Raw genomic sequence first — 26,961 nt, 5'->3', positions numbered from 1 at the left:
GGGCGTGCCTCGCGGCGGCCCGGCCGCTCGGCGGTTAGCCTTGCTCGGTGAGTTCGCCCACCCCGCAAGACGATTCGACCAACCCCTGGTTGGCGACCGGTCGTGATGCCCTCGTGCGTGACGCCGTGGGGGAGTGGCAGCGGCATCTGGTCGACCTCGGCGGGCGCAACACCCTGCTGTGGTTCCGTGACCTGCCCAGCGGCACGTTGGACCTCACCCGTGCGCACCCGGCCGGTATGGCGCAGCTCTTCTCGGCCGGCTCGGCACCGCTGCCGCTGCTGTTGCGCGAGCCCGCCGCCCTCGCCGAGGGCGACCGCCGGGCACGCACCATCCGCTCCCGGACCCAGGCGTTGGCGCAGGAGCGCGGCATCTCCTCCTGCTATCTCGCGATCGGGATGGCGACCTGGGACCACCCCGGGGCGCCCCGCCGGCCCGCGGCGCCGGTGCTGCTGCGACGACTGGAGATCACCGGCACGCCGAAAGACCCGCAGTCCTTGACGTTGCGGCTGCATCCGCAGCTGGAGTTCAACACGGTGCTGGCCAAGTATGTCGAGGTCGAACACGGCATCGACCTGGACATCGATGCGATCGACGCCTACCTGCAGGGGACCGCCCGGGTCGATCCGGGCGTCGTGCTGACCCGTGTCCAGCAGGCCTGCGCCGGGGTGCCGGGCTTCGAGGTGGCCCGTCGCTACGTGGTCGGCACCTTCAGTTACACCAAGTTGCCGATGGTCCGCGACCTCGGCGACCAGCTGCCCACGCTGTCCGCGCACCCGGTGATCGCGGCCCTCGCCGGTGACCGTGAGGCGCGCGATGAGGTGAGCGCGGACGCGCCGGCGCTGGTCGACCGGGACCCGGACACCGAGCACCTGGTGCTCGACGCCGACGCCTCCCAGCAGGACGTCGTCGAGGCCGCCCGGGCAGGCGCACACCTGGTCGTCGAGGGACCGCCCGGCACCGGGAAGAGCCAGACCATCGCCAACCTGATCGCTGCCATCGCGGCCGACGGACGGCGGGTGCTGTTCGTGGCCGAGAAGCGTGCCGCCATCGACGCGGTGGTCAAGCGCCTGGACCGGGTCGGTCTCGGTGACCTGGTCCTCGACATCCATGACGGGCAGGGCGACACGCGTGCGGTGGCCGCTGCGCTGGTGGCCCGGATGGACCAGCTGGCCGGTGCCGAGCGCACATTCCACGCGACCTCCTCCGACCTGGTCGCATTGCGCGACGAACTCGCCGCGCACCGACTGGCGATGCACGCGCCGCGTGGCCCGTGGGGGGTGACCGTCGACGAGGCGCAGGGCCGGGTCGCGGCGTTCCACGCGATGCGGCCCGCGCCGCGTTCCCACGCCGGCATCGACCCGGCCGATCTCGACACGATCCCCGCCGCCCGGCGCGACGAACTGCGCGACGAGCTGGTGCGGGTGGCGGAGCTGGGCGCCTGGCGCACGGACGGCCGGCCCGACCCCTGGTACGGCGCTCGGGTGGTCGGCGTGCAGCAGGCGGCGGAGACCGAGGAGCTCGTGCGCCGGTTGGCCGACGGCGGGCTGCAGGACCACCGCGACACGTTGGTCGCGCTCGGGGAGCGAGTGGGCCTGCCCACTGCCGGGTCGATGTCGGAGTCCGAGCAGCAGCTGGAGCTGATGGGCGACGTGCACCGGACGTTGGAGACCTTCCGCCCCGAGGTCTTCTCCGCGCCACTGGACCAGCTGGTCCATGCCACCGGGTCCAGCGACTACCGCAAGGCCGACGCGAGCGGTTCGGGCTCCGGTCTGGGCGTCCTGGACCGCAGGCGCTTGCGCAAGCAGGCCCGGGCCCTGCTGCGGCCCGGGCAGCCGCCCTCGGACCTGCACGGCGTGCTCCAACTCGCGGCCGGTCAACGCAGCCGCTGGCGGGCGATCGCCGGCAAGGGCTCGCTGCCGTCCGCACCTGTCGACGTGGCCCGACACCTGGCGGCGCACGAGCGGTTGCGCGAGGACCTGGAGTGGCTGGCCAAGCGGCTGGAGGGCACCGGCGAGGGCAACGAGTTGCTCGACCTCGACTACGACAAGCTGCAGGACCGGTTGCGGCGCCTCGCCGACGCGCAGGACCGGTTGGCTCTCGTGCCGACGGTCATCGGGCCGATCGACCAGTTGCGCGCCAACGGTCTGGGCGACCTGATCGACGACCTCGCGGCCCGCAAGGTGCCCTCGGACAGGGTCGCTGCCGAGTTCGAGTTCGTCTGGTGGCGCGCGGTGCTCGCCCGCATCGCCGATCTTGATCCGGCATACGGCGAAGCGGACGGTGTGCAGTTGCGCGAGCGGGTCCACGCCTACGCGCGCGCCGACGCCGAGCACGTGCACTCCGGGGCGGCGGCCGTGCGGGGCGCCTGGGCCGACCAGGTGCGGCAGGTGATGCGCGACTTGCCGGCGCAGGAGACACTGCTGCGCGCCGAGGCGCGGGCGGAGCGGCCGGGGCCGCTGCGCGACCTGCTCCCACAGGCCCCCGAACTCCTCACCGCCGTCGCCCCCTGCTGGGTGATGAGTCCGCTGCTGGTGGCGTCCACGCTGCCGCCGGGGGTGTGGTTCGACGTGGTGGTCTTCGACGAGGCGTCGCAGATACCGCCAGCCGAGGCGATCTCGGCGATCTCCCGCGGAGCGCAGGTCGTCGTGTCCGGCGACCGGCGGCAGTTGCCGCCGACCAGTTTCTTCCGCGGCGTCGAGGAACCGCGCGACCACGACGCGAACGACGAGGAGCCGGCCGCGGTCACCGCCGAGTCCATCCTCGACGCGCTGAGCCCGTTGTTGCCGAGCCGCGAACTGACCTGGCACTACCGGGCGCTCGACGAGCGGCTGATCGCCTTCGCCAACGCCCAGATGTATGGCGGCCGGCTGATCACCTTCCCCGGTGTCGGCGACGACACCGTCGTCCGGCTGGACGTGGTGACCGGTGGCGCCGCCGGTGACCCCGGCGACTCCGGCGACTCCACTGAGATCGACCGGGTGGTGCGGGTTGTCCTGGACCAGGCGCGACAGCGACCGGACGAGTCGATCGGCGTCATCACCCTCGGGCAGCGGCACGCCGACCGGATCGAGGCGGCGCTGCGCACCGCGATCGCCGCCGACCCCGCGGTGGCCTGGTTGCTGGACGAGTCGCTGCCGGAGGCCTTCTTCGTCAAGAATCTCGAGCGGGTCCAGGGTGACGAGCGCGACGCGATCGTGCTCTCCATCGGTTACCCGCGAACGGCCGACGGCTCCGCGCCGCACCGCTTCGGCCCGATCAGCGCCGAGGGAGGCGAACGCCGGCTCAACGTGGCGATCACCCGCGCCCGCCGCCGGATGGTGGTGGTGTCCTCCTTCTCCGGCGACGAGCTGCATCCCGGCCGGCTGCGTTCGCGTGGCGGCCTGCTGCTGCGTGACTTCCTGCTGTATGCCGGGTCCGGAGGTGCGGCACGGCGCGTGCACCCCGATCCCGCGGCCGGCGCCGGTGCCGACGACGAGCCGAACACTGCGACCCGGACGGCTGGGGTGGTCCGAGGGCCGGACGGTCGACGCCGTCGCGCCGCCTCGTCCGGGAGTGTGCTGGACCGGCCGATGCTGCCGCCGACGCCCGAGGTGGAGGTGCCGCTGCTGGTGCGCGACCTGTCGCGGCGGCTGCGGGCGGAAGGTCTGGTGGTGCACCCCGGCTGGGGCACGTCGCGACACCGGCTGGATCTGGCGGTCGAGGACCCGCGCCGACCCGGTGCGCTACTGGTCGCGATCGACACCGACGGCCCGGTCTACGGCTCGATCCCGTCCACCCGGGACCGCGAGCGGTTGCGGGCCGAGCAACTGCGCCGGCTCGGCTGGAGCTACCAGCGGATCTGGACACGCGACCTGTTCCGTGATCCGGCGCGCGAGGTGGCGCGGTTGGTCGAGGCCGTGCACGCGGCGTCCGCTGAGGTCGCGGCCGCCGGCCAGCAGGCACGCTTGGAGACAGCGCACGACCGGGCGCACAACCCGTGGCTGGCCGATGACTGAGGACGAGGATCCGGCCACTGCCGCCGACGAGCCACAGCCACGGCGAGAGCGGCGGCACCGGCGCGCCACCCGCCCGGCGACCGGCGGTGATCCGCAGGCGTCGGTCCCGGTGCGGCCGGGACGGGACGACACCGATGCGGGCTGGTCACCGGACGCCCCGGAAACCGGCGGTGACGCCACCACGCGCGCGCCGCAACCGCGCAGCGGCCGGCAGGAGAGCGCCGAGGACCGGTGGTGGCGCGAGCAGCGGCCGCCGCACTGGGAGTAACCACCCGACACGTGGAAGGGGCGGGAACCGATGCGGTCCCGCCCCTTCCGGCGTGCTGGCGAAGCTGCGTGGTCAGGCGCGACCGTTGCCCTCGCGCAGCTCGTGCAGGATCTGGGTGAGGACGTCGACCTCGGTGGCTTGTGCCTCTTCCTCCTTCGCGAAGCGGGCGTGGAACGCCTCGTAGGGCTTGACCACCCCGAAGTAGACGGCGGCAGCGACGATCACGAATCCCACGACCGCGGTGACGAAGTCGCCGACGTGCACACCGCCGGGCACGTAGCCGCTGAAGTTCGGCTGACCGCCGATCTTGCCGAGCAGATCCAGGATGATGGCGGTGAACGACTTGACCACCGTCGCGAAGGCGCCGCCGATGATGAAGGCAACGGCCAACTGGACGAGGTTGCCCTGCATGAGGAACTTCTTGAAGCCTGCCATGTCTGTGTGTCCTTGACTCGAAGGATGATCGCGGTCGCCGGGAACTGTAGCGGAGACCCGCGGCCGATGAAACGCAAAACACCGGCGCGCGTGTCTCGATTGTGCTAAAGGACCGTACAGAAGTGGTCAAGTGTCAAGCGTCTGCCCGCAGGGCCAGTTGTATGCCGCCGCCGAGGCCGCCCGCACGCGCGTTGTTCGCCGAGCCGATCGCGGCCGCCTGAGCCGGAGTGACCGCCACCAGGACCGCGGGCGCATCGCCGGACACATCCGGGCCCGACCGGCCGGCGCCACCGAGCGTCTCCTCGGGCGCTGCACCGGTCGCACCAGGTATCGCGACGACCGGGACGGACGTGGCGAGGGTCCGGGCCTTGCCGGTGTCGATCAGGTCCACCCGGTCGCCGGGTTGCAGCACCCGCAACAGCACCCGGTCGGTGCTCGGCACGCCGACCACGAGCGCGCCGGCCGACAGGCCCGGCCAGGACCGAGCTCCGCGGACCCGCGCCGAGGTGACCGGCTCGCCGGAGCGGATGGCCGCGGTGACCACCTTGCCGGTCGCGGCGGCTGGATCCAGTTGTCCGGGGACCCGGTCACCAGCGGCCCAGCGCACCTGGCGCAGGTCCGTAGCGGCCAGCCGGTCACCGGCGTGCAGGTCGTGCGCTGCCACGGTGACCGCATGGGTCGGCGGATCGGCCGGCCGGACCGCGCCCACCACCGCGAGGACCGCACAGCCGCCGAGCAGTCCGGCGAGCAACCGGCGGCCGCGCGAGCGTCGCCACCGAGCCTCGCGGCTGTCGCCCTGCCAGGAGCGTGGCAGCAGAGCCTGCGCCCGCCTCATCGGGGGAGGGTGATGGGGAGTTCCTGGCCGTCCAGCACCCGGCGGCACGGGCAGGTGGCCGCGTCGTCGGACTCCGGTGCGGGCAGTCGCGAGATCGTCCGGCGCAGACCGGTCTTGAGCTGCTCGATGTTGCGGGCGAAGACCCGCATGACCTCCTCGTGGGTCACTGACTCGCCGCCTTCCACCCCGGCGTCGTTGTCGGTGATGAGGCAGGCGGTGGCGAAACACATCGCCAGCTCCCGCGCGATCGATGCCTCGGGCATCCCCGTCATGCCGACGACCGACCAGCCCGCCGCCTGGTGCCATTGGGACTCGGCCCGGGAGGAGAAGCGCGGGCCGCCGATGACGACCAGGGTGCCCCCGTCGACGGTCCGGTCGAAAAGACTGTCCGCCCGCACCGACTCCATCAGCGCCGAACGCAGCCGAGGACAGTAGGGATCGGCGAACGACACGTGCACAACCGGACCCTCCTGGTCGTAGACGGTGCCTGCGCGGCCCGAGGTGCGGTCGACGACCTGGTCGGGCACCAGCAGCGTGCCGGGGGTGTGCTCCGGCCGCAACGAACCGACGGCGCAGGGCGCCAGGACCTGACGGACCCCCACCGAACGCAGCGCCCACAGATTGGCGCGGTAATTGACCAGGTGGGGCGGGAACCGGTGGCCTTGCCCGTGCCGGGCCAGGAACGCGACCCGGCGCCCGTCGACATCGCCGATGACGATGTCGTCGCTCGGCGGACCGAACGGCGTGTCCACCCGCACCCGCTCCGGGGAGTCGAAGAACGAGTAGAAGCCGGAGCCGCCGATGACGCCGATGTCCGCGCGCTCGCCCTCCGGCACACGCTGGTGAGGATGGTCGTCTGAAGTCATGCTGCGAGGTTAGTCAGCAGCAGTCGTCAGCCTGTCGGCAGTGGCCGCACCCGTGGACGACCCGACGGCATCCGGGGGATGTGGATATCGGGCGAGGTGGAAACTACGCGGCCGAGCCGTCCGAGCTGGACGACGACGAAGAGGAGGCGGTGCTACTGGAGCCGGTGCCGCCGGACGTGGTGCTGGTCGAGGACTCGGAGCTCGACCCGGTCCCTGCGCCGGACCCTGAGCCGGACCCGGACTCCTTGGCCGCTGTCGTCGTGGAGGTCGACTTCTTGCCGGAGTCGCGCGAGTCGGTCTTGTAGAAGCCCGAACCCTTGAACACCACGCCCACGGCGCCGAACTGCTTGCGGAGCGCCCCACCGCACTCGGGGCAGGTGGTCAGCGCGTCGTCGGAGAAGGACTGCTGCACATCGAAGGCGTGCGCGCAGTCCTTGCATACATAGGCATAGGTCGGCACGCGCACAGTGTACGGCGTGCTCGTGGCGTCGCTGAAATTCGCTCCTGCCCGACGCAGGGCGTCGCGGCCGGTCCTACTCCGACTCCGACCGCAGGGGCGTCGCCCAGCCCGCCATACGCCCGTCGCGGGAGACCGACCGCACCCGTCGGACTGCCTGGTCCCGCGAGGTGGCGGTGGTGACCAGCAGCAACTCGTCGTCCCGCCGGATGACGGTGCGTGGGCTGGGCACGAAACCCTGTTCGCCGCGGACGATGAGGGTGACGTTGGCCCCTTGGGGCAGCCGGAGTTCCTGGATCTCCACGCCGTTGAGCCGGGACGTCGAGCCGACGTGCAGCTGCAGGACGTCCGCGTGCAACTCCTCCAGCGGCGTGGCTTCGACGTCCAGGTCGAGCACCTGGGCCGCTTCGACCACGCCGAGCCGGCGGGCGATCCACGGCATCGGCAGCGCCTGGACGAGCGTGAAGATCAGCACCAGCACGAAGACCAGGTCGAAGATCCAGTCGGTGTTGGGAGTGCCGACGGTCAGCGGCACGGTCGCCAGCACGACCGGGACGGCCCCGCGCAGACCGGCCCAGGACAGGAAGAGCTGCTCCTGCCAGCGGAAACGGAACCACGCCAGGCTGGCGAAGACCGACACCGGCCGGGCGACCAGCAGCAGGACCAGGCCCACGATGATGGCCGGCACGATCTGGGTGTCGAGCCGGCTCGGCGCGGCCAGCAGGCCGAGCAGCACGAAGAGGCCGATCTGCGCGAGCCAGCCCACCGACTGCACGAATCCGTGCACCGCCCGCCCGTGCGGCAGGTTGCTGTTGCCGAGCACCAGCGCCGCCAGGTAGACCGCGATGAACCCACTGGTGTGCACCAGGCTGGCGGTCGCGTAGGCCAGCACGGCCACCGCGAGGATGCCGATCGAGAACAAACCGGAGGAGGTCGGCGCGTTGCGGTGGCTGAGCCTGGCGAACAGCCAGCCGATCGCGAGCCCGATGAGGGCACCGCCGACCAGTTCGCCGGCCGCCTCCAGCAGCACGACCCACCACGCGTGCGCGCTGCGGCCCGGCGTCGCCGTGTCGGCCAGGGCGACCACCAACAACACCACCGGAGCGTCGTTGAAACCGGACTCCGCCTCCAGAACACCGGTCAGCCGAGCCGGCAGCCCGACCCGTTTGAGCACGGAGAACACCGCGGCAGCGTCGGTCGAGGTGACGATTGCGCCCAGCAGCAACGCGATCGTCCACGACTTGCCCAGCAGCAGTACGACGAAGGCGGCGACCACCACGACGGATACCAGCACGCCCAGCGTCGACAGCAACGCCGCCGGCGCGATGGACGACTTGATGCTCGACCACCGCGTCGAGATGCCGCCCTCGGCGAGGATCAGCGCCAGCGCCGTGTAGCCCAACACCTGTGTCAGCTCGGGATTCTCGAACTGTATGCCGAAGCCACCGTCGCCCATGATCAGGCCGATGCCGAGGTAGAGCACCAGGGTCGGCATACCGGAGCGGTTGGCGAAGCGGACCGCCAGCACCGCGATGAGCAGCACCACCGCCGAGATGAAGAGCACCAGCGCAAGGTCGTGTGTGGTGAAGCTCTGCGCGGCGGAGGCGGCCACAAAGGTCTCCTTCGCGAGGTGGTCGGACCGGGGCTCGGAGACAGTATTTCAAACGCCGGAGCCGACCGGCACCACGCCACCGGACGGGGTCAGCACGACATCGACCGGGCGGTCGTGCGGCTCGGCCGGGACGCCGTCCACCAGTTCGTCGTCGAAAAGCACTGCCAGCACAAGAGTCCCGGGCTTCGTGCGGGCCAGTGCACGGTCGTAACTGCCGCCGCCCTGACCCAGCCGCAGCCCGGTCGCGCGGTCCACGGCCAGCGCCGGCGCGACGACCAGCCCGACGCTGCCGATGGCCGCGACGCCGAGGTCGGTGCCCGTGGCCACGTCTCTCCAGGACAGGTCGTTGTCCGCCAGGAGTTCCGGCACCAGCAGTCGTATGTCGTGCTCGCGCAGCATCCCGATGAGCGGTTCGGTGGGCGGCTCGCTGGGTAACGAGAGGTAGACCGCCACGACGGCGGGTCGGGACGTGGCCTCGAGCCGTTGCCGCAACCCGTGGGCGAGCGCCTCACCCAGAGCGTGCCGTGCCGCGGGCGTCGTCTCGGCCCGGCGCTGTGCGCGTGCCACGCGCACCACCCGGCGTGCGGACGGTTTGTCGGCAGGGAGCACGAGTGGCATACCGCTCATTCTCCCGGATAACACCGGAACTCGCCGAGACGGTGCCTTAGCCTGACGACCATGACGACCCAGGGGAAACCACACGTGCGCAAAGCAGTCATTCCGGCGGCAGGTCTGGGCACCCGCTTCCTGCCCTCCACCAAGGCCATCCCCAAGGAGATGCTGCCGGTCGTCGACAAGCCGGCGATCCAGTACGTCGTCGAGGAGGCGGAGCGGGCCGGCATACACGACATCTTGATGGTGACCGGACGCAACAAGGCGGCGCTGGAAGATCACTTCGACCGGCACTGGGAGCTGGAGCAGGCGCTGGAGCGCAAGGGCGACCAACTGCGCCTGCGCCGGGTGCAGAAGTCGGCCAACCTGGGCAACGTGCACTTCATCCGCCAGGGTGAGCCCCGCGGTCTCGGCCACGCGGTCCTGTGTGCCAAGACGCACGTGGGCGACGCCCCCTTCGCGGTGCTGCTCGGTGACGACCTCATCGATGAGCGGGATGCGTTGCTGGACACCATGATCGAGGTGCAGGAGCAGTACGGCGGCTCGGTGGTCGCCCTGATGGAGGTGCCGGAGGACCAGATCCATCTCTACGGCTGCGCCGCGGTCTCTGCGCTGGACGGCAGTGGTGACGACGTCGTGCGGGTGGACTCCCTCGTGGAGAAGCCGGCCGTCGGCGAAGCACCCAGCAACCTGGCGATCATCGGCCGCTACGTCCTCGCGCCGGAGATCTTCGAGGTGCTGGAGCACACCGGGCCCGGGCGCGGGGGCGAGATCCAGTTGACCGACGCGCTGCTGGAGATGGCGGCGGACCCGAGCCGGCCGGGCGGCGGTGTCACCGGCGTCGTGTTCGGCGGCCGGCGGTATGACACCGGTGATCGGCTCGACTACCTCAAGGCGATGGTCCGCCTCGGCGTACGGCACCGCGACTTCGGCGCCGACTTCCGGTCCTGGCTGTTGTCCTGGCTCGACTCCGAGGAGGGTCGCGGACTGCCGGGGAAGGCCGCGGAGCCGTCCGAACGCGAACGTCTCGGTCACTGACCGGCGGTAGCGGCGGCCCGGTGAGCGGCCGGTGGACTCCGGGGGCCGGTCAGTAGGCTGCCGACGTGCTCACTTTCGACGAATACCAGCAGCGGGTCGTCGCCGCCGTGCGCCCGCTGGCGCCGCGGAGCGTCACCGTCGCCGACCTCGCGGACGCACTCACCGGAGCCGCCGATGGACACCCCCTGCTGGGTCTGGTGACCGCCGAGCCCCTCGTCAGCCGGGTCGCGTTGCCGGGCTTCACCAACTCCGCCATGGACGGGTATGCCGTGCGCGCCACCGATGTGCACGGAGCGACACCCGACGCACCGGTGTCGTTGCCGGTGGCCGGTGATATCGCCGCAGGGGACACCCGCACGCTGCGCCTCGAGCCGGGCAGTTGCCGGCGGATCATGACCGGTGCTCCGCTGCCCGACGGCGCGGACGCCGTGGTGCAGGTGGAGCTCACCGACGGTGGGCTGGAGCGGGTGGAGATCCGCGAGGCGGTCGAGGCCGGGCGCGCCATACGACGACGCGGCGAGGACCTGCGTCCGGGCGATCAGGTGCTGCCGGCCGGGACGACGCTGCTGCCCCGTCACATACCTGCACTGCTGTCCGCGGGCGCGCCGCAGATCGCGGTGATCCCGCGTCCGCGCGTCGCGATCCTGAGCACCGGCGACGAGCTCGTGGACCCCGGCACCGAGGCCGGACACGGACAGGTCGTGGACTGCAACGGCCCGATGCTCGCGGCACTCGCGGCCGAGTGCGGCTTCGACGTGGTGGCGGTCTGCCGCGCCGGGGACACCGGCGAGCAGGTGCGCGAGGCACTGACCGAACTGGCCGCGACAGCCGACCTGATCGTCACCAGCGGTGGGGTGAGCGCCGGTGCGTTCGAACCGCTGAAGCTGGCCTTCGAGGGCGACGCGGACTTCGAGTTCGTCAAGGTGGCGATGCAACCGGGCAAACCGCAGGGGTTCGGGAACATCGCGGGCGCAACGGTGTTCGCACTTCCGGGCAACCCGGTCAGTTCGCTGGTGTCGTTCTTGGTGTTCGTCGCTCCGGCCGGACGCGTGCTCGCGGGCCGTGACCCGGCGATCCGCACCGTCGAGGCGGCCGTCGCGGAGAAGTGGACGTCGCCGCCGGGCCGCCAGCAGTTCGCGCGTGTCGTCTTCGACGAGGACGGCCGGGTCGTGCGGCCGATCGGCGGTCAGGGCTCCCACGTCCTCGGCGGCCTGGCCGGTTCGCAAGCGCTGGCGGTGGTCCCGGCAGCCACCACCGATGTCGCGGTCGGGGAGACATTGCGGATCATTCCTCTGGAAGGACTGGCGTAAATGGGAGACCGGCTGACCCATCTGCGTGACGACGGCACGGCCCACATGGTCGACGTCAGCGCCAAGGACGTGACGGCGCGCGCGGCGCAGGCCCGCGGCCGGGTCCTGTTGTCGCCGGCGGCGATCGGCACCCTGCGGTCCGGCACCGTGCCCAAGGGTGACGCGCTCGCGGTGGCCCGGATCGCCGGCATCCAGGCGGCCAAGCGCACTCCCGACCTGGTGCCGCTGGCGCACCCGATCGCGGTGCACGCCGTTGCGGTGGAGCTGACCGTCGAGGACGACGGTGTCGACATCGCTGCCGAGGTCCGCACCGCCGACCGGACCGGCATCGAGATGGAGGCGCTGACCTGCGTCTCCGTCGCCGCGCTCGCGCTGATCGACATGATCAAGGCGGTCGACAAGCACGCCCGCATCACCGACGTCCGGGTGACCGCCAAGTCCGGTGGACGCTCCGGCGACTGGCGGGAGGACCAGGCATGAGCGCCGGACCGGACACACCGCGGGCGAGAGCCGCCTGGGTCGTGACGGCCTCCAACCGTGCGGCGGCCGGGACGTATGACGACCGATCCGGCTTGATCCTCGAAAAGGCGCTCGCGGACTGGGGTTTCACCGTCACACGGCGCGTGGTGCCGGACGGTCCACCGGTCGGCGCCGCACTGCGGGAGGCGCTGGACAGCGGCGCCCGCGTCATACTCACCACCGGCGGCACCGGCCTCACTCCCACCGACCGCACGCCCGAGGAGACCCGGCCGCTGCTGGACTTCGAGGTGCCCGGCATCGCCGACGCGATCCGCGGGCAGGGCGTCGGCGCCGGCATACCGACCGCCACGCTGTCGCGCGGGCTGGCGGGGGTGGCGGGACGCACGCTGATCATCAACCTGCCCGGCTCGACCGGCGGAGTCCGGGACGCCCTGGGCCTGCTCGAATCGGTGCTGCCGCACGCGATCTCGCAACTCGACGGGGGAGATCATTAGGTCCAGGTGGTGGCCCACCGCGGTCGCCGGCGACTGGCGCGGCTCGCGCATCGTGCTGCGACCGCTGCGGGTGCGGGCCGACCGGCGTGAGTTCCTGCAGTTGCGCAGCGTCAACGCGGCATGGACCAGACCCTGGGACTCCACCGCGCCGGGCGCGGGAGCTGTGGTGATGAGCTATGCGCAGATGGTCCGCTTCCAGGACAAGGAGGCGCACGAGGGCAGGTTGCTGCCTTTCGCGATCGAGGTCGACGGCGCGCTGGCCGGCCAGATGCACCTGTTCGGGATATCCCGCGGTGCGCTGCTGTCGGCGGCCGCGGGGTATTGGATCGGTGAGCAGTACGCCGGCCGGTCGATCACGCCGTACGCGCTGGCGCTGGCGATCGACCACGCCTTCGGCGCGGTGGGCCTGCACCGGATCGAGGTCAACATCCGCCCCGACAACGACGCCAGCCTGCGGGTGGTGGAGAAGCTGGGGCTGCGCGAAGAGGGGCTGCGCAAGCGTTACCTGCACATCAACGGCGCCTGGCACGACCACCTCACCTTCGCCGTGACGGCGGAGGAACTGCCGACCGAGACCATGGTCGAGCGCTTCCGGAGGTTCCGCGGGGAGAACGCGGTCTGACCGGCCCCCGAGTATGCCGATCGCGGTGTGACCGACCGCCGACTATGCCGATCGCGGTGTGACCGACCGCCGAGTATGCCAAGCGCGGCGTATGGCGCGCGATCGGCATACTCGGGACGTGGCGGCGTGACGCGTGTGACCGATGTGAAATCGCTACTCAGGCAACGGAACCCGTGCCGGTTCGCGCCGTCGAGCACGGCGAGGCCTTTCTGTCCAAGTGGCGACACACCGTGTACCTCCACGGATTGCAACGGTTTTGGATCTAACGTCTTGTCCCGTGCAGCAGCCGAGCAGCCTGATCTTCCTGGCCATCGTCGTCATCTGGGCTGCCTATCTCTTACAGCACTGGATCCGGCGCCGTGAGGCGCTGGCGACCGCGCGTTCGGTCGATCAGTTCAGCGACGCGATGCGGGTGCTCGAACGACGCGAGCACCGGGTCGAAGACTTCGGCGGCATCGACGACGCCGAAGGCACCCAGCGAAGCACCATGCAGGCATCCGAAGCACCGCACGCCAGCCGAATCTCGGCACCGTTGGTCCGCGCGAGCGCACCGCGGCCGTCACTGCGAGCAGGGACCGTCATGACCGGAGAAACTCAGCAGCCCACCGCACCCACCTCCGAACGCCGCGATGGAGGGACCGCGTCGGGCGTCCGGCGGCTCACCGCCGCCGGTAACTCGTCGGGGGAGGCGATGCAGCGCCTCGGCAACTTCGCCACTCACGCCGGCTCGCCGAAGCTGCGAGCCATTGCGCTGATCGGCAGCTTGTCGCTGCTGCTCATCACCGTGGTCTGCGCACCGTTCGGTGCGTTGCCGTGGTGGTCGCCCGTCCTGATGCTCGCCATCTCCGGCGGTGTGTTCTGGTGGTGCCGCGCCTCGGCGATGGCCGCCGGAGCCGTCCGACGCGACTCCACCCGCTCCGCACAACACCCGGCACGCGCACAGGCTGCTCGCCGGCCCGAAGCAGGGGTGAAACTGCCGCAGCGCAAGAGCGCTGCGCCCGCTGCTCCCGTGGTCCCCGTGACCAAGGCGACGATGCCGGACCCGGTCGCGCCCACCGAGCCGCAGCCCCGCCCGGCGACCGTCGAGCAGGTCTTCGACGTCGCGGCCGGCGTCGCATCGACACCGCAGCACACCGGTGCGGCGCCGGAGCTCATCGTCGAGCAGTCGCCGACCCAGGCGCCGGCCGCCCGGACGCACGAGGCCGGGGACGGCTGGCAGCCCGTCGCGGTGCCGCGCCCGACATACACGATGAAGGAACGGGCGCCCGAACGCCCGGCCCCGGCGCCGACCGCCGGCCGCTCGTACGACGACGTGGCCAACGAGGACCTGCCCTTCGACGGGCTCGCACTCGACCAGGACCTGGACGACCTGCCGTCGGTCTTCCGCGCCGGCTGAGCGGTAGCGAGCGGGAGCTGCGGCACCGCCGCGCACGGGTCGGCCCCGATTTAGCCGATCAGGTTCGCAGTGTTAAAGTTGCTCTCGCTTCCTGGGGCATTGGCGCAGTTGGTAGCGCGTCTCGTTCGCAATGAGAAGGTCAGGGGTTCGAATCCCCTATGCTCCACCAGATCAGCAGCGGGCCGGACATCGTCACGATGTCCGGCCCGCTGTTTGTCGCGCGTCGGCTCAGCGCTGGCCCGTGAGACGCGTGGTGGTGGCCAGCCAGGCCCGCATGGTCGCAGCGCGCAGCCGGAGCCGGTCGCGGACCTCGATGCCGGCCACCCGGGCCAGCTGGCGGCTGACCAGCACGGCGGCCGCACCGATCACCACGGTCCCGGCGAGCAGGCCCAGTGCGGCGCCGCCGGCCTGGTCGAGCAGGCCGACGACGGGTCCGCCGACTGCTGCCGAGCCCAGCGTGACGAGCATGTAGACGCCCAGCACGCGACCGCGCATCGAGTCGCCGGAGGCGAGTTGGATCGAGGTGTTCGTCGCGATCAGGAACGGCATACCGATGGCGCCGATGAGGACGAACGCGGCACCGACGGTCACCATGTTCGGCATGAAGGCCGCCAGCAGCTGCCCGGCCGCCAGGCCCGCGGCCAGGCCCGCGATGTGCCGCAGCCGCGATCCCGGCCACTTGGCGGAGGCGAGCGCGCCGATCAGTGAACCGAGCGCCAGGGAGATCGTCAGGAACCCGTAGCCGCCGGCGTCCAGGTGCAGGTCCTTGGCGAACGCCGTCAGCGTGACGGCGAAGTTGGTGGTGAAGAAGGCGCACACGCCGGCCAGCACGATCGGCCACAGCAGCACTGGGCGGTGCACGATCTCGGCGAGCGCCATACGTTGTTGTCCCCTGGCCCGGACCAGCCGCGGCACGGTGCGCAGCTCGGCGGTGCGGATCGCCAGGAACGCGGCGAACACGATGACGTACCAAGCACCGGTCGCGAGGAACGCGTAACCGGTGCCGACCGCGGTGATCAGCCCGCTCGACACCGCCGGGCCGGCGAGTGCACCCAGTTGGAAGATCGCCGAGTTGAGGCTCACCGCGTTGCGCAGCTTCTCCGGGCCGACGATCTCGTGGATGAATGCCGAGCGGGTCGGGTTGTCGAAGCAGGCGGCGGTGCCGGTGAGGAAGGCGATCACCAGCACGTGCCACAGCTGGACGGTGCCGGTCACGCAGAGCACCCCGAGCACGGCGGCACACAACCCGAGCGTCGACACGGTGCCCATCAGCACGTGCCGTTTGTCGAAGCGGTCCGCCACCAGTCCGGCGGACATCCCGAAGATCAGCGTCGGCACGAACTGCATGGCGGTCGCGACACCGACGACGAACGCGTTGTGCGTTAGGGTCAGCACCAGCCAGTCCTGTGCCACGCGCTGCGTCCACAGTCCGGAGGTGGACGCGGCCTGACCGAAGACGAACCAGCGGAAGTTGCGGTTGCGCAGGGACGCGAACAACCCGTCCTGCTGTCGCCGGTGGTGGGCCGCGGGGGGCAGGTGCTCGCGGGGTGAGGAGGTGCGGTTGGCCGTCTGTGGTGGTGTGGTTGGCACGGTGCTTCCGGTATCGGGGGAGTCAGGGGCGCCGGGGACGCGACCCTCCTGCCATTATCGCGCGGGGCAGGACGTCACGTGCGCCCTGTCGCCACCCGGTCGTCGCGGAGTAGCGTCTGTCCATGGCGAAGGGTGACGCCGCATTCGTCGGGTCGATTCCGGCGACGTACGAGCGGTTGCTCGTGCCGCTGATCTTCGCCGAGCCCGCCCGCCGGCTGGCTTCTGCAGTGCTGGCCACCGCACCGCGCGACATACTCGAAACGTGTGCCGGCACAGGCGTACTCACCCGCCAGCTCGTGGCGGCCGGCGACGCCTATGTCACGGCGACCGATCTGAACGCGCCGATGTTGCGCACCGCGCTGCAGCTGTGCCGCTCCGACCACGTCACCTGGCAGGTCGCGGACGCACTCGAGCTGCCCTTCGGTGCGCGCTCCTTCGATGCGGTCGCGTGCCAGTTCGGTGCGATGTTCTTCCCGGACAAGCCGCGTGGCTTCGCCGAGTCGCTCCGTGTGCTGCGGCCCGGTGGCACGTTCTGCTGCACCGTGTGGGACCGGATCGAGGCCAGCCCGTCGTGGCGGATCGTCGATGACGCGGTCAACGCCGCCGCCGGCGAGGTGCCGGTGCAGTTCCTGCGACGGGTGCCCTACGCCTACTTCGACCCGGACCAGGTCCGGCAGCACCTGCGGATCGCCGGATTCGACGACATCGCGGTGGAGACGCTCAGCGCCACGAGCCGGTCCACACCGGAGGAGACCGCCGAGGCGATCTGTCACGGCACGCCGCTGCGCATGGCACTCGCCGCGCACCCGACGATCGGGATCGAGCGGGCGACCGAGGTGGCGGCGCAGGCACTGCGCGAGGAGTATGGCGACGGTGTGTTCGACGCCCCCATCGGGTGGCTGCAGGTGGTCGCCCGGAAGTCTTGACTGTGACGTCACGTCACAGTCGATGATCGAGGTATGCGCTGGTCGCCGCCTTCGCGGCACGCACCCGGCTGTTGATCCTGGACGAGCCCACCTCCGGCCTGGACCCGTTGAGGGAGCGCACCTTCGCCGAGTGCGTCGAGCGGGCCGTGTCCGACGGAAGAACCGTTCTGCTGTCCAGCCACATCCTCGGTGAGGTGGAGCAACTGTGTGACACCGTCACCATCATCAAGGACGGTCGGCTGGTGGAGACCGGTGAGCTGTCGCAGCTGCGGCACCTGGCCGCTTCCACGATCAGCGCGGTGCTGGCGACGCAGGACTCGGCCCGGCTCGTCACCGAGCTGAACGAGCAGCTCGGAGCACCGCAATGGCTCGATGACGCAGGTGTTTTCGCGCATGTGCCGGACTACGCGGGCGGCTCCGGACCGACCATGGGCGCGATGGTGTTGATCGGCTGTTTCGCTGTCGCGGTTGCGCTCGGTGTATGGCGCCGCGGGCGGCGTGAGCTGGACGCGGGGTAATCCGGTGTCTCGTCGGACCAGCCGTCAGCGCCGACGATCGCTGCGAGTCCGACGGTCAGGCCGATGAGCCGGATGCTCGCGGACCCGGTCGGCTGTCCGAGTGCGGACAGTGCGGCTGCGAGTGCCGTCCACGAGCACGTGAGACCGGTCAGGATCGGCAGCCGGCGTCGGCGCGCCAGGTCGGCGATCGCGGCAGCCACCGCCAGACCCGCTGCGTAGTAGAGGTAGGTCTGCGGATCCAGCAGCAGACGCACCGACAACACTGCGAACGGCACACTCAGCCAGCGGCCACGGTGTGCCAGCCAGGCCGCGAGTGCGGCACCCAGGACGAACTGGAGCGGCCGGTCCCACGCCGGGGTGGTCAGCGCGGAGGACCCGAGCAGCCGCAGCACGGAGTTGTCGGCGACGGTGATCGTGAAGTTGCCCAGGTCGAGCGTGCGCGGGTCCGCGAGGACGAACGGACTCCACGGGATCGCCACAGCTGCGCAGAACAACGCCGACGCCTTGAGGCGGCGGGGGCGCGGCGCCGCCAGCAACAATATCGCCATCGGCAGGATCCAGGGCTTCGCTCCGGTGGCACCGGCCAGCAGCAGTGCGGCGGCGGTCCAGTGCTGCCGGCGGGCGGTCGCCACGGCGGCCGTGAGGAGGAACAGCGCCAGCGCGTCGTCGAGATGGCCGTAGTGGACGGCCAGCACCAGCCACAACGGAGACAGCAGGAGGCCGTAGATCAGTGCTCCGGCCAGTGGCAGCCGTCGCCCGGTCTGGCCACGGCTGAGGTCGGTGAGTAGCGTGGCGCACCCGAGACCGAGGGCGAGCATCAGCAGACAGGCGAGCGCGTCGGCGGCAGCGGCGGGTACGGCGACGAGAGCGGCCGATGCCGCCATGGTGAGTGGGCCGAACTGCAATTCAGGATGGTGTGCGTAGACGTGGAATCCACCGTGCCCGAGCAGTGTCCGGCCGGCGGTGGCGAAGTAGTGCCAGGAGTACATGCCGTGGCGGGCGGCGAGCAGACCGGACAGGAGAACCCAGAGGGTCAGGCCGCCGACGAGCCAACGCGTCGGTGACGGCCGGACCCGGCCGGAACGGGCCGGTGGTGGAGCGGCCCGCGCGGTGTGCACGGGCAGCTCCCAGGTGGTGTCGGTGGTCATCACGCTCGAGCGTGCCGTCCCAACCTGGGAGGTCGCGCAGAAGTTACTGAGGAAGCCGCTGTCGGCGACGCAAGAGACCTCTGCCGCGCGGTGCGGCAGAGGTCTCCTCGTGCTGGGTCAGGGGCTGGCGATCAGAACGCCGCAGTGCCGTTCGGTGTGCCCAGGCCGGTCGGGCCGTCCCAGCCGACGCCGGCGTTGGACCAGTACTGGTTGCTGCCGTTGCTGCCGGTGGTCACGTCGAACAGCGCCGACGGGTTGGCATAGGGCTTGGTGTTGGCGTAGCCGCTGGTGTTGCCGGACAAGGCGTAGACCGAGGCGACGAGCGGTGAGGACAGGGATGTGCCGCCGTACTGCGCCCACGAAGAGCTGCGCGAGGATGTCGGCGCGTAGACCGCCAGACCGGTGTTGGGGTCCGCGACCGCCGACACGTCGGCCATCGCACGACCTGCGCAGTGGGTGGCCGAGGGGTCCTGGCCGGCAGGTGCGACGTTGGAGGTGCTGCAGCCGGATCCCGCTCCGCTCCAAGCACTCTCGGTCCAGCCACGGGAGTTGGACGCGGTGGACAACGAGGTGCCGCCGACGGCGGTCACGTAGTGCGAGGAGGCCGGGAAGCTGGCACCCTGGTAGCCGTTGTCCCCGGTGGACGCGGCGACCGCGATGCCCGGGTGGTTGTAGTAGCTGCCGTACGTCGAGTCGGGTGCGTCGCCGCCTCCGTAGGAGTTGGAGATGGCCACGACGCCGGGCACCTTCGCGGCCTGGTTGACGGCCGCGCCGAGGTCGGCGAAGGATGCCGACTTCGCTTGCACCAGAACGATCTTGCAGTCCGGGCACGCGGCCGACACGGCGTCGAGGTCGAGTGCCTGCTCCTGCGACCAGCCGACGTCGGTCCGCGGCAGGCTGCTGGTGCTGCCGGTCTGGCTCATGATCGTCAGGCAGCCGTTGGCCTTCGTGCAGGACGGCAACCCGAACTGCGAGCGGTAGACGCCCAGGTCCCGCTCGGCGTTCGGGTAGCCGTACGCGTCGACGATGGCCACCGTGCGGCCACCGGACTTCAGCCCGGACAGCTTGTAGGCGCTCTGGATGTCGGTGGGCGTCTTGCCCGAGATGGCCGACGGCTTCACCGGTTTGCCGTATGCCGCCGCCGCGGGCTGCAGACGGCCGCTGCTGCCGACGTTCTGACCCGCGCTGTTGACCAGGTGCACGGCGTCGCAGGACGCCTGGCCGGCCTTCGCGGTGGCGCACGAGTGCACCGCGTGCACGCCGGCACCGTGGCCTGTCGTCGCATTCGCAGCGGGAACCATGCCGCCGACCGCGCCGGCCGAGGCGGCCAGGCTGATAGCGGCGAGCAGGGAGAATTTGCGCATCTGAAACTCCTCAGGGGGACGTGCCGATCAGGATCTGTCTGTCGGCGACGGCTGAGTGTGCTGCCGCTGCGAAGCCGAGCGCAATAGTCCTGGGGATTTCTGGTCGATTCTTGATCGAAAGCTGACTGTTGCGGGGTGCTTGTCGTCGGGTTCCGTTGTCTAGGAAAGAATTTCAGCGAGGACGGTGGCTTCGCTGATGTCGTCGCGTTTGGCGGCGGTGAGCAGTGTCAGCGTGCCGGACGCGGCAACCGTGCGCAGGGCTTCGAGCGCATCGGCGCGTTCCGGGTCCTGCAGTTCGGTGCGGTAGCGCTCGGCGAACTCCTCGAACTTCTCGGGGTCGTGGGCGTACCACCTGCGCAGCTCGGGCGACGGCGACACCTGCTTGCACCAGTCGTCGAGCTGAGCCTTCTGCTTGCTGAGGCCTCGGGGCCACAGTCGATCGACCAGCACGCGCGTGCCGTCGGAGGGTTCGGGAGCGTCATACACCCTGCGGACCTGGACCCGGTGCCTGCTCATGGGGCCCATGATGGGACGCCGGCCGGGGGCCTGCAACGGGGGAGCGCCGGCGGCGGTATGCCGATCGCGGTGTATGGCGCGCGATGGGCATACTCCGGATCCGGTCAGAGGCTGGCGGTATGCCGATCGCGGTGTATGGCGCGCGATGGGCATACTCCGGATCCGGTCAGAGGCCGGCAGTATGCCGATCGCGGTGCCCGGCACCGTCCGCATGAGAAGGTCGGAGCATGGACCTGCGCCCACCCGCCGAACTGGTGTCCGCTCGTGTACGGACGATGTGGGCGGTGGAGGGCGTCGTCCTGACCGTCGTGCTGCTCGTCGCCGGTGGCTGTGCATGGTACTGCCTCGACCCGTCAGCACTCTGGAAAGTGCTCGGGATCGTCCTGATTGCAGTGGTTTTCATCGGTGATGCGCTGATCGCGCCGTTGCTGCGCTACCGCATCCACCGGTGGGAGGTGACCGATGACGCCGTCTACACCCAGCGGGGACTGTTGACCATCGAGCAGCGGATCGCCCCGATCTCGCGGGTGCAGACCGTCGACAGTGAGCGCGGCGTGTTGGAGCGCATCTTCCGGCTCAGTTCGGTGACGGTGACGACCGCCTCGGCGAAGGGCGAGCTGCGGATCGAGGGTCTGGACGCCGGCGTCGCGGAACGGATCGTGCACGAACTGACCGTGGTCACGGCCGCGAGTGACGGAGATGCGACGTGACGGACGAGGAAGAGCGTGCCGAAGTCTCCCCTGGGGAAGGTTTGGTACGCGATGCCGGACGGGAGCGTGCCGAAGTCTGCCCTGGGGAAGGTTTGGTACGGGATGCCGGACGGGAGCGTGCCGAAGTCTGCCCTGGGGAAGGTTTGGTACGGGATGCCGGACGGGAGCGTGCCGAAGTCTGCCCTGGGGAAGGTTTGGTACGCCAGCAGCAGGACGGCGTCGGCGAGCACGGTGACGACTGGCATCGGCTGAGCCCCCGGATGTTGCTGATCCATCCGATCAAGGAGGTCGGGCGGTTCCTGCCGGCGCTGATCGCCATCGTCGTCGCCGGATCGACAGGTGGCCAGAACTGGTGGGGACTCGCGGCAGCGGGCGGTGCCATCGGCGTCGGCATCCTGCGGTGGTTCAGCACCCGCTACCGTTTCGCGCCCGACCAGGTCCAGCTCCGGCGCGGCGTGGTCAGCACCACCACCGTGTCGGCGCCGATCGACCGAGTGCGGTCGGTGGACGTGACGGCGTCGGTGATGCATCGCGCGCTCGGTCTTGCGGAAGTGCGGATCGGCACCGGTGCCGGCGAAAAGTCTTTGAAACTGGACGGTCTGACCATGGCGGAAGCTGCCGCGCTGCGTGGCGACCTCTTGCACCGCGCCGCTCAGGTCTCGCCCGAAACATCGGCGCACGAAGCGACCGGATCGACCGACGACGCCGGTGACAGCGCGCGCGACACGGCGGCATACGAGACGGAAACGGTGCTTTACCAACTCGATCCGGCGTGGATCCGCTACGCACCGTTCGGCCCGGCAGGGATGATCGCGGCGCTCGCGATCGTCGGTGTCGGCTCGCAGTTCCTCAACGAGTCCGGTCTCGGCTGGGGTGAGGACGGCCTGGTCAGCGGCACCGCGGATCAACTGGCCAGGCTCGGCGTGGTGGTTGCCGTTGTGGCTGTCCTGGTCATCGCGCTGGTGGTCGTCGTCGTGCTCGCCCTGCTGGGCTATCTGTTGTCCTTCCACGGTTTTCGCCTCACCCGCGACGGACGTGGCGGCACCTACCACGTGTCGCGCGGTCTGCTGACGACGCGAGCGACGTCGCTGGAGATCCGGCGGCTACGGGGTGTCGAGGTGCATCGCCCGCTGCCGTTGCGCTGGGCAGGTGGTGCTCACCTCTCGGCGATCACCACGGGCGTCAAGGATGACGGGCGCGGCATGAGCACCACGCTGACACCGCCGTCGCCCGAGCCGGTGGTGGTCCGTACCGCCGGAACCGTCCTCGGCGAGGACGCCGGCGCCATACAGCTGCGACGGCACGGCGCGGCGGCGACGCGGCGGCGGTACACGCGGGCGCTGGGCGGCGCACTCGTGCCTGCGGCGGCACTGGTCGCGGCGGCGATCGGGTGGGGGGTGCCGTTCCTGGCCGCCGCCGCGGTGCTGCCGCTGGTGGCGGGCTTCGCGCTGGGACGAAGTCGCGCGCACTGGCTGGGGCACGCGGTGACCGACCGCTTCCTGGTGACGCGGTCGGGCTCGATCGGCTTGTCCACCAACGTGGTCGAGCGGCGTGGTGCCGTCGGCGTCACTGTGCGGCGGTCGTTCTTCCAGCGCCGCGCAGGGTTGGCGACGGTGAGCCTGGCGACGGCTGCGGGCACCAAGGACTACCCGGTGGTCGACCTGCCGCAGGACCAGGTCGGCAAGCTCGCCGCGCAGATCGTGCCCGGCCACGTCGAGCAATTCCTGAGGTGACCCTTCAGACCCAGCTGGGCAGCCACATCCGCCACTGCCAGTGGCTGTAGGGGATCACCTGGCCGGTCCAGATCGGCCAGAAGAAGATGAACAGCCCGACCGTGACGATGGTGAAGCCGCCCACCGCGGCCTTGCCGATCATCACCCGCTGCTCGCTCGCCCCGGGTCTGCCGAGCAGCAGGCCGAGAACGAACACACACGCCAGCACCATGTATGGCGCGAAGGCGACCGAGTAGAAGGTGAAGATCGTGCGGTTCTGGTAGAGGAACCACGGTAGCCAACCCGCCGCGACGCCGGCCAGGATGCCACCGGCGCGCCAGTCGCGGCGCAGCAGCCAGTAGAACAGGAGCACCGCGAGTGCGATGGTGCCCAGCCACCAGATGCTGACCGTGCCGAGGGAGGTGATGGCCTTGCTGCACTGGGCGACGTGGCAGCCGGGGTCGCCCTGCTTCGGGCCCTCGTAGAAGAAGGACGTCGGCCGGGTCTGCAGCGACCACGACCAGGGGTTGGACATGTAGGGATGGAAGGAGGTGATGTCCGAGGCGGACTGGAACATCTGGGAGTTGTATTCCCACAGCGACCGCAGCCAGTCCGGCATCCAGGAGAAGAGCGAACTGTCCGGGGAGAACCCGGAGTGCTGGGTGGCCGGGTTGTCGGCGGCCCACTGCCGGTCGTAGGCGTCGTTGCTGGCGATCCAGCCGAACCAGCTGGTCAGATAGACCCCGAGCGAGAGCAGCAGCACGCTGACGCAGGCCGGCAACGCGTCCTTGACGAAGGTCGCCGACCAGTAGCGGCGCACGCCGACCGCCCGTCGCGCGCCCAGGTCCCACAAGCAGGTCATCAGCCCGAACACGGCCAGGAAGTACAGGCCCGACCACTTCGTCGCGATGTCGATGCCCAGGCACAGCCCGGCCACCCACCGCCACGGTCGCCAGCCCAGCCACGGGCCGCCGAGCGATGCCTTCTCCCACGTGCCGGCGGTCTGCATCGCAGCCACCTTGTCGGCCAGGATGCGGCGGGTCCGGGTGCGGTCGGCCAGCAGTGCGGTGAACGCGGCCAGCGCCCAGAACATCACCATGATGTCGAGGATCGCCGTCCGGGACATCACGAACTCGGTGCCCTCGAAACAGAGCAGGATCGACGCCAGCGTGGCCAGCACCGGCGACCGGAACAGATGCCACGCCGCGCGGCCCACCAGGTAGATGCCCAGGGTGCCGAACAGTGCGACGGCGAACCGCCAGCCGAACGACGACTCGATCCCGAAGATCTTCTCCCCGAAGCCGATGAACCACTTGCCCAGCGGCGGATGGACCACGAAATCGGCCTGTGCGCCATACACATGGGGGTTGCCCATGGTGAAGAGGCCGTCGGGGTTGTTGGTGATGCCGGTCGACTTGTCCTGTTTGCGTTCGAAGCCGTAGAGCAGCATCGACCAGCCTTCTTTGACGTAATACGTCTCATCGAAGACCAGTTGGTGCGGGCGGCCGACGTTCCACAAGCGGATGATGCCGCCGATGACGGTGACGATGGCGGGACCGAGGAACGCCCAGAGTTTCGCCTCGGCGGTGCGCGGCGCGCCGAGCAGACGACGGCGCAGCACGGCGCGGCGGTTCGCCACCGGGTCGTCCGCGGCGCTGTCGGCCGTGTCCGGTGCCAACGTGATCGTCACGCTCCTGCCCCCTTTCGCGTCGCCGGTCGCGGGTCACAGTAACCGAGGCAGCTACGTGCCCGGGCGGCGCCGGGCGTATGCCGTGCGAGACTGCCCACCATGACTGACGGTGTGCTGGTGCTGGCCGCGACACCCATCGGCGATTCGCGGGACGCCGCCCCGCGACTGGCGGCGGAGTTGGCCGGTGCCGATGTCGTCGCCGCCGAGGACACCCGCCGGCTGCGGCGGCTGCTGGACGAACTCGGCGTGACACCCCGGGGCAGCGTCGTCAGCTACCACGAGCACAACGAACGGGCACGCACCCCGGAGCTGCTGGAGCAGTTGCGCGCGGGTGCCCGCATCGTGCTGGTCACCGATGCCGGTATGCCGTCGGTCTCCGACCCGGGATACCGGCTGTCCAACGCGTGCGTCGCGGCCGGCATCCGGATCACCTGCGTGCCTGGTCCGTCGGCGGTGTTGATGGCGCTGGCGGTCTCGGGGCTGCCGACCGACCGCTTCTGCTTCGAGGGGTTCCTGCCGCGCAAGGCCGGCGAACGCGCCCGGCGACTCGCCGCACTCGCCGGTGAGCAGCGCACCATGGTCTTCTTCGAGGCGCCGCACCGGCTGGCCGAGATGCTGATCGCGATGGCGGAGGCCTTCGGCGGGGACCGGATCGCCGCCGTGTGCCGGGAGCTGACCAAGACCTACGAGGAGGTCCGGCGCGACAGGTTGGCGGCCCTCGCCGAGTGGGCGCTCGAGGGTGCCCGGGGCGAGATCACCGTGGTGGTCTCGGGTGCGCCGGCCGTCAGTGCGTCGATCGAGGACGTGCTGCCCGTCATACAGCAGCGGGTCGCGGCCGGTGAGCGGCTCAAGACGGTGTGTGCCGAAATGGCCGAGCACACCGGCCTGTCCAAGAAGGCGTTGTATGACGCAGCTCTCGCCGCGCGCTGAGTCGGCCGCGGGCAGCCCGCGCCGGCAGGCGTGGCTGCTCGGTGCGGCCTCCGCTGCCGTGGCGACGGTCTTCTTCGCGGTGCTCGCGCTCGGACGGTGGAATGCCGGCAACAGTGCCGACTACGACCTGGGCATCTTCGCCCAGGGCGCCGACGCGTGGTCGCGAGGGCACTGGCCGGTCTCGCACATCCGCGGATTGTCGCTGCTCGGCGACCACTTCAGCCCGCTGCTGGCGACCTGGGGAGTGGTGTGGCGGATCTGGCCGACACCGCCCGCGCTGCTGATCACCCAGTCGGTGCTGTTGGGCGCCGCGCTCGGGGTCATGGTCGGCTACGCCCGGCGGCGGGCCGGGTGGAAGGTCGCCGTGCTGATCGCCGTCGTCGGGATTTTCTCCCGCGCCGTGCTGACCACGGCGATGTTCGACGTGCACGAGGTCGCGTATGCCGCGATCGGTCTGGCAGTGCTGTGTATCGCGTTGCTGCAGCACCGTTTCGGGTGGGCGGTGGCGGCGTCGGTATGGCTGCTGCTGACCAAGGAGGACCTCGGTCTGACGGTCTTCGCGGCGGGGTTCTGCTGGTGGTGGATGTATCGGGCCGACGGCTGGCGCCGGCCGCTGATCCTCGCCGGCCTCGGCGTCGCCGGCGTGCTCGTCGCGATGGTGGTGCTCGGCGCCTTCGCACCGGGAAGCGGCACCGGTTACCTCGCCTACTTCGGCATCGGCACGAGCAACAAGCTGCCCGTCCCGGAGGACCACAGCCTCAGCCCGCAGCGCCTGCTGCCGGTGCTGATGTATGTCGTGCTCGCCCTGGTGATCGGCGTCCGCTCGAAGCTGACGGTGCTCGCCGTCCCGACGCTGCTGTGGCGCGCGGTCTCGTCCAACATCCACTACTGGGCACTGGACTTCCACTACGACGTCATCCTCTGGCCGATCGGGTTGCTGGCCTTCGTCGACACCGTCGGTCGAGTGCAGCTGCCCGCTGGTCGAGTGCCGCGAGGTACAGGCGGTGTATCGAGACCCTGGGTTCACCCGTGGGAGAAGGCCGCGGTGAGCATCGCGGTGCTCGCCGGCTTCGCGCTCGCGGTGTCCGAGATGGCTGACCGGTCGGTGGCGCCGTCCTCGCTGTTCCACACCGCGCCGGTCGTGCGCAACATCCGGTCGCTGGCCGCCGATCACCTGCCGAAGGACGCACGGGTCGCCACCCAGGCCGACGTCGGTGCCTACCTGGTGCCGGCATACGACGCCTACTCGCTGCGCCCCGATCAGCACCCGTCGGTCGACTACGTGATGTTCACCAGCAAACCGAAGTGGACCTACCAGGTGCCGGTCTGCGCACGGGAGAAGCTGGTTCGCGAAGCGGCACAGGTATGGCGCCGCGGCACCGTCACGCTGGTGCAGCTCCCGCACCGGCAGCGTGTCACGCCGACCTGCTGAGGCGC

General features: G+C 70.5%; 25 protein-coding genes and 1 tRNA gene. 15 read left to right on the top strand and 11 right to left on the bottom strand.

Annotation, left to right across the window (positions count from 1 at the left end):
- The first annotated feature begins 47 nt into the window (after nt 1–47).
- Together ACYVBN_RS06665 and ACYVBN_RS06660 are read left to right on the top strand one after the other, a co-directional pair.
- Complete coding sequence (locus tag ACYVBN_RS06665; protein ID WP_460599843.1) at nt 48–3,995, top strand: AAA domain-containing protein; 3,948 nt, start codon at nt 48–50, stop codon at nt 3,993–3,995.
- Complete coding sequence (locus tag ACYVBN_RS06660; protein ID WP_460599842.1) at nt 3,988–4,263, top strand: hypothetical protein; 276 nt, start codon at nt 3,988–3,990, stop codon at nt 4,261–4,263. The genes ACYVBN_RS06665 and ACYVBN_RS06660 overlap by 8 nt, the downstream gene beginning before the upstream one ends.
- Nucleotides 4,264–4,335: 72 nt before the next feature.
- Here the strand turns inward: ACYVBN_RS06660 and ACYVBN_RS06655 are convergent, their stop codons facing one another.
- The 6 genes from ACYVBN_RS06655 to ACYVBN_RS06630 all read right to left on the bottom strand — a co-directional run bounded on the left by ACYVBN_RS06655 (nt 4,336) and on the right by ACYVBN_RS06630 (nt 9,086).
- Entirely contained in the window at nt 4,336–4,698 is a 363-nt protein-coding gene (locus tag ACYVBN_RS06655) for an MscL family protein (protein ID WP_440281378.1), read from the bottom strand.
- Nucleotides 4,699–4,831: 133 nt separating this feature from the next.
- On the bottom strand, nt 4,832–5,533 hold the full coding sequence (locus ACYVBN_RS06650) for an SAF domain-containing protein (protein ID WP_460599841.1): 702 nt from the start codon (nt 5,531–5,533) through the stop codon (nt 4,832–4,834).
- Nucleotides 5,530–6,399: an S-methyl-5'-thioadenosine phosphorylase gene (locus ACYVBN_RS06645; protein ID WP_460599840.1), complete on the bottom strand. Its 870-nt coding sequence runs from the start codon at nt 6,397–6,399 to the stop codon at nt 5,530–5,532. Before ACYVBN_RS06645 ends, ACYVBN_RS06650 begins: the two co-directional genes overlap by 4 nt.
- A gap of 103 nt (nt 6,400–6,502) precedes the next feature.
- Nucleotides 6,503–6,859, bottom strand: a complete 357-nt coding sequence (locus ACYVBN_RS06640; protein WP_460599839.1) for an FmdB family zinc ribbon protein — start codon at nt 6,857–6,859, stop codon at nt 6,503–6,505.
- 73 nt (nt 6,860–6,932) lie between these two features.
- Nucleotides 6,933–8,468: a potassium/proton antiporter gene (locus tag ACYVBN_RS06635; protein ID WP_460599838.1), complete on the bottom strand. Its 1,536-nt coding sequence runs from the start codon at nt 8,466–8,468 to the stop codon at nt 6,933–6,935.
- A gap of 48 nt (nt 8,469–8,516) precedes the next feature.
- Nucleotides 8,517–9,086, bottom strand: a complete 570-nt coding sequence (locus ACYVBN_RS06630; RefSeq protein WP_460599837.1) for a 5-formyltetrahydrofolate cyclo-ligase — start codon at nt 9,084–9,086, stop codon at nt 8,517–8,519.
- A gap of 60 nt (nt 9,087–9,146) precedes the next feature.
- Here ACYVBN_RS06630 and galU point away from each other — a divergent pair, with 60 nt between their 5' ends.
- The 7 genes from galU to ACYVBN_RS06595 all read left to right on the top strand — a co-directional run bounded on the left by galU (nt 9,147) and on the right by ACYVBN_RS06595 (nt 14,589).
- Nucleotides 9,147–10,118 (top strand): UTP--glucose-1-phosphate uridylyltransferase GalU, encoded by a 972-nt coding sequence (gene galU / locus ACYVBN_RS06625; protein ID WP_440281372.1) that lies wholly within the window; start codon nt 9,147–9,149, stop codon nt 10,116–10,118.
- A 65-nt stretch (nt 10,119–10,183) separates the two neighbouring features.
- Entirely contained in the window at nt 10,184–11,428 is a 1,245-nt protein-coding gene (locus ACYVBN_RS06620) for a molybdopterin molybdotransferase MoeA (protein WP_460599836.1), read from the top strand.
- Nucleotides 11,429–11,908: a cyclic pyranopterin monophosphate synthase gene (gene moaC / locus ACYVBN_RS06615; RefSeq protein WP_460599835.1), complete on the top strand. Its 480-nt coding sequence runs from the start codon at nt 11,429–11,431 to the stop codon at nt 11,906–11,908.
- On the top strand, nt 11,905–12,402 hold the full coding sequence (locus ACYVBN_RS06610; RefSeq protein ID WP_460599834.1) for a MogA/MoaB family molybdenum cofactor biosynthesis protein: 498 nt from the start codon (nt 11,905–11,907) through the stop codon (nt 12,400–12,402). The genes moaC and ACYVBN_RS06610 overlap by 4 nt, the downstream gene beginning before the upstream one ends.
- Nucleotides 12,403–12,454: 52 nt before the next feature.
- Nucleotides 12,455–13,024, top strand: coding sequence for a GNAT family N-acetyltransferase (locus tag ACYVBN_RS06605; RefSeq protein ID WP_460599833.1), 570 nt, complete (start codon nt 12,455–12,457; stop codon nt 13,022–13,024).
- A gap of 277 nt (nt 13,025–13,301) precedes the next feature.
- Entirely contained in the window at nt 13,302–14,420 is a 1,119-nt protein-coding gene (locus ACYVBN_RS06600) for a hypothetical protein (RefSeq protein WP_460599832.1), read from the top strand.
- A 93-nt stretch (nt 14,421–14,513) separates the two neighbouring features.
- Nucleotides 14,514–14,589 (top strand) — tRNA-Ala (locus ACYVBN_RS06595).
- 59 nt (nt 14,590–14,648) lie between these two features.
- Here the strand turns inward: ACYVBN_RS06595 and ACYVBN_RS06590 are convergent.
- Nucleotides 14,649–16,010 (bottom strand): MFS transporter, encoded by a 1,362-nt coding sequence (locus tag ACYVBN_RS06590; protein WP_460599831.1) that lies wholly within the window; start codon nt 16,008–16,010, stop codon nt 14,649–14,651.
- 122 nt (nt 16,011–16,132) lie between these two features.
- On the opposite strand from ACYVBN_RS06590, the gene ACYVBN_RS06585 reads away from it, so the two are divergent.
- Both ACYVBN_RS06585 and ACYVBN_RS06580 read left to right on the top strand, forming a co-directional pair.
- Nucleotides 16,133–16,936: a class I SAM-dependent methyltransferase gene (locus ACYVBN_RS06585; RefSeq protein WP_460599830.1), complete on the top strand. Its 804-nt coding sequence runs from the start codon at nt 16,133–16,135 to the stop codon at nt 16,934–16,936.
- A 38-nt stretch (nt 16,937–16,974) separates the two neighbouring features.
- The gene (locus ACYVBN_RS06580) at nt 16,975–17,454 is read left to right on the top strand and encodes an AAA family ATPase (RefSeq protein ID WP_460600821.1); all 480 of its coding nucleotides are present in this window, start codon (nt 16,975–16,977) and stop codon (nt 17,452–17,454) included.
- Here the strand turns inward: ACYVBN_RS06580 and ACYVBN_RS06575 are convergent.
- The 3 genes from ACYVBN_RS06575 to ACYVBN_RS06565 all read right to left on the bottom strand — a co-directional run bounded on the left by ACYVBN_RS06575 (nt 17,340) and on the right by ACYVBN_RS06565 (nt 20,482).
- Nucleotides 17,340–18,602 carry a hypothetical protein gene (locus tag ACYVBN_RS06575; RefSeq protein ID WP_460599829.1) on the bottom strand — a complete coding sequence of 421 codons (1,263 nt, stop codon included), beginning with the start codon at nt 18,600–18,602 and terminating at the stop codon, nt 17,340–17,342. The two genes, ACYVBN_RS06580 and ACYVBN_RS06575, sit on opposite strands and share 115 nt — an antisense overlap.
- A gap of 131 nt (nt 18,603–18,733) precedes the next feature.
- Nucleotides 18,734–19,966, bottom strand: coding sequence for a S53 family peptidase (locus ACYVBN_RS06570; RefSeq protein WP_460599828.1), 1,233 nt, complete (start codon nt 19,964–19,966; stop codon nt 18,734–18,736).
- 159 nt (nt 19,967–20,125) lie between these two features.
- Nucleotides 20,126–20,482, bottom strand: a complete 357-nt coding sequence (locus ACYVBN_RS06565) for a DUF488 domain-containing protein (protein ID WP_440281173.1) — start codon at nt 20,480–20,482, stop codon at nt 20,126–20,128.
- Nucleotides 20,483–20,709: 227 nt separating this feature from the next.
- Between ACYVBN_RS06565 and ACYVBN_RS06560 the strand changes: the two genes are divergently transcribed.
- Together ACYVBN_RS06560 and ACYVBN_RS06555 are read left to right on the top strand one after the other, a co-directional pair.
- Nucleotides 20,710–21,192 carry a PH domain-containing protein gene (locus ACYVBN_RS06560; RefSeq protein ID WP_460599827.1) on the top strand — a complete coding sequence of 161 codons (483 nt, stop codon included), beginning with the start codon at nt 20,710–20,712 and terminating at the stop codon, nt 21,190–21,192.
- A gap of 194 nt (nt 21,193–21,386) precedes the next feature.
- Nucleotides 21,387–22,925, top strand: coding sequence for a PH domain-containing protein (locus ACYVBN_RS06555; protein WP_460599826.1), 1,539 nt, complete (start codon nt 21,387–21,389; stop codon nt 22,923–22,925).
- A 4-nt stretch (nt 22,926–22,929) separates the two neighbouring features.
- Here the strand turns inward: ACYVBN_RS06555 and ACYVBN_RS06550 are convergent, their stop codons facing one another.
- Nucleotides 22,930–24,594 (bottom strand): dolichyl-phosphate-mannose--protein mannosyltransferase, encoded by a 1,665-nt coding sequence (locus ACYVBN_RS06550; protein WP_440281176.1) that lies wholly within the window; start codon nt 24,592–24,594, stop codon nt 22,930–22,932.
- Nucleotides 24,595–24,693: 99 nt separating this feature from the next.
- Between ACYVBN_RS06550 and rsmI the strand changes: the two genes are divergently transcribed.
- Both rsmI and ACYVBN_RS06540 read left to right on the top strand, forming a co-directional pair.
- Nucleotides 24,694–25,524: a 16S rRNA (cytidine(1402)-2'-O)-methyltransferase gene (gene rsmI / locus ACYVBN_RS06545; protein WP_460599825.1), complete on the top strand. Its 831-nt coding sequence runs from the start codon at nt 24,694–24,696 to the stop codon at nt 25,522–25,524.
- The gene (locus ACYVBN_RS06540) at nt 25,499–26,956 is read left to right on the top strand and encodes a DUF2079 domain-containing protein (protein WP_460599824.1); all 1,458 of its coding nucleotides are present in this window, start codon (nt 25,499–25,501) and stop codon (nt 26,954–26,956) included. Before rsmI ends, ACYVBN_RS06540 begins: the two co-directional genes overlap by 26 nt.
- The last annotated feature ends 5 nt before the right edge of the window (nt 26,957–26,961 follow it).

Source organism: Flexivirga lutea, assembly GCF_054778955.1.
Note: the sequence above shows the minus strand (reverse complement) of the source record. Positions and strands in the feature narration are given on the sequence as shown.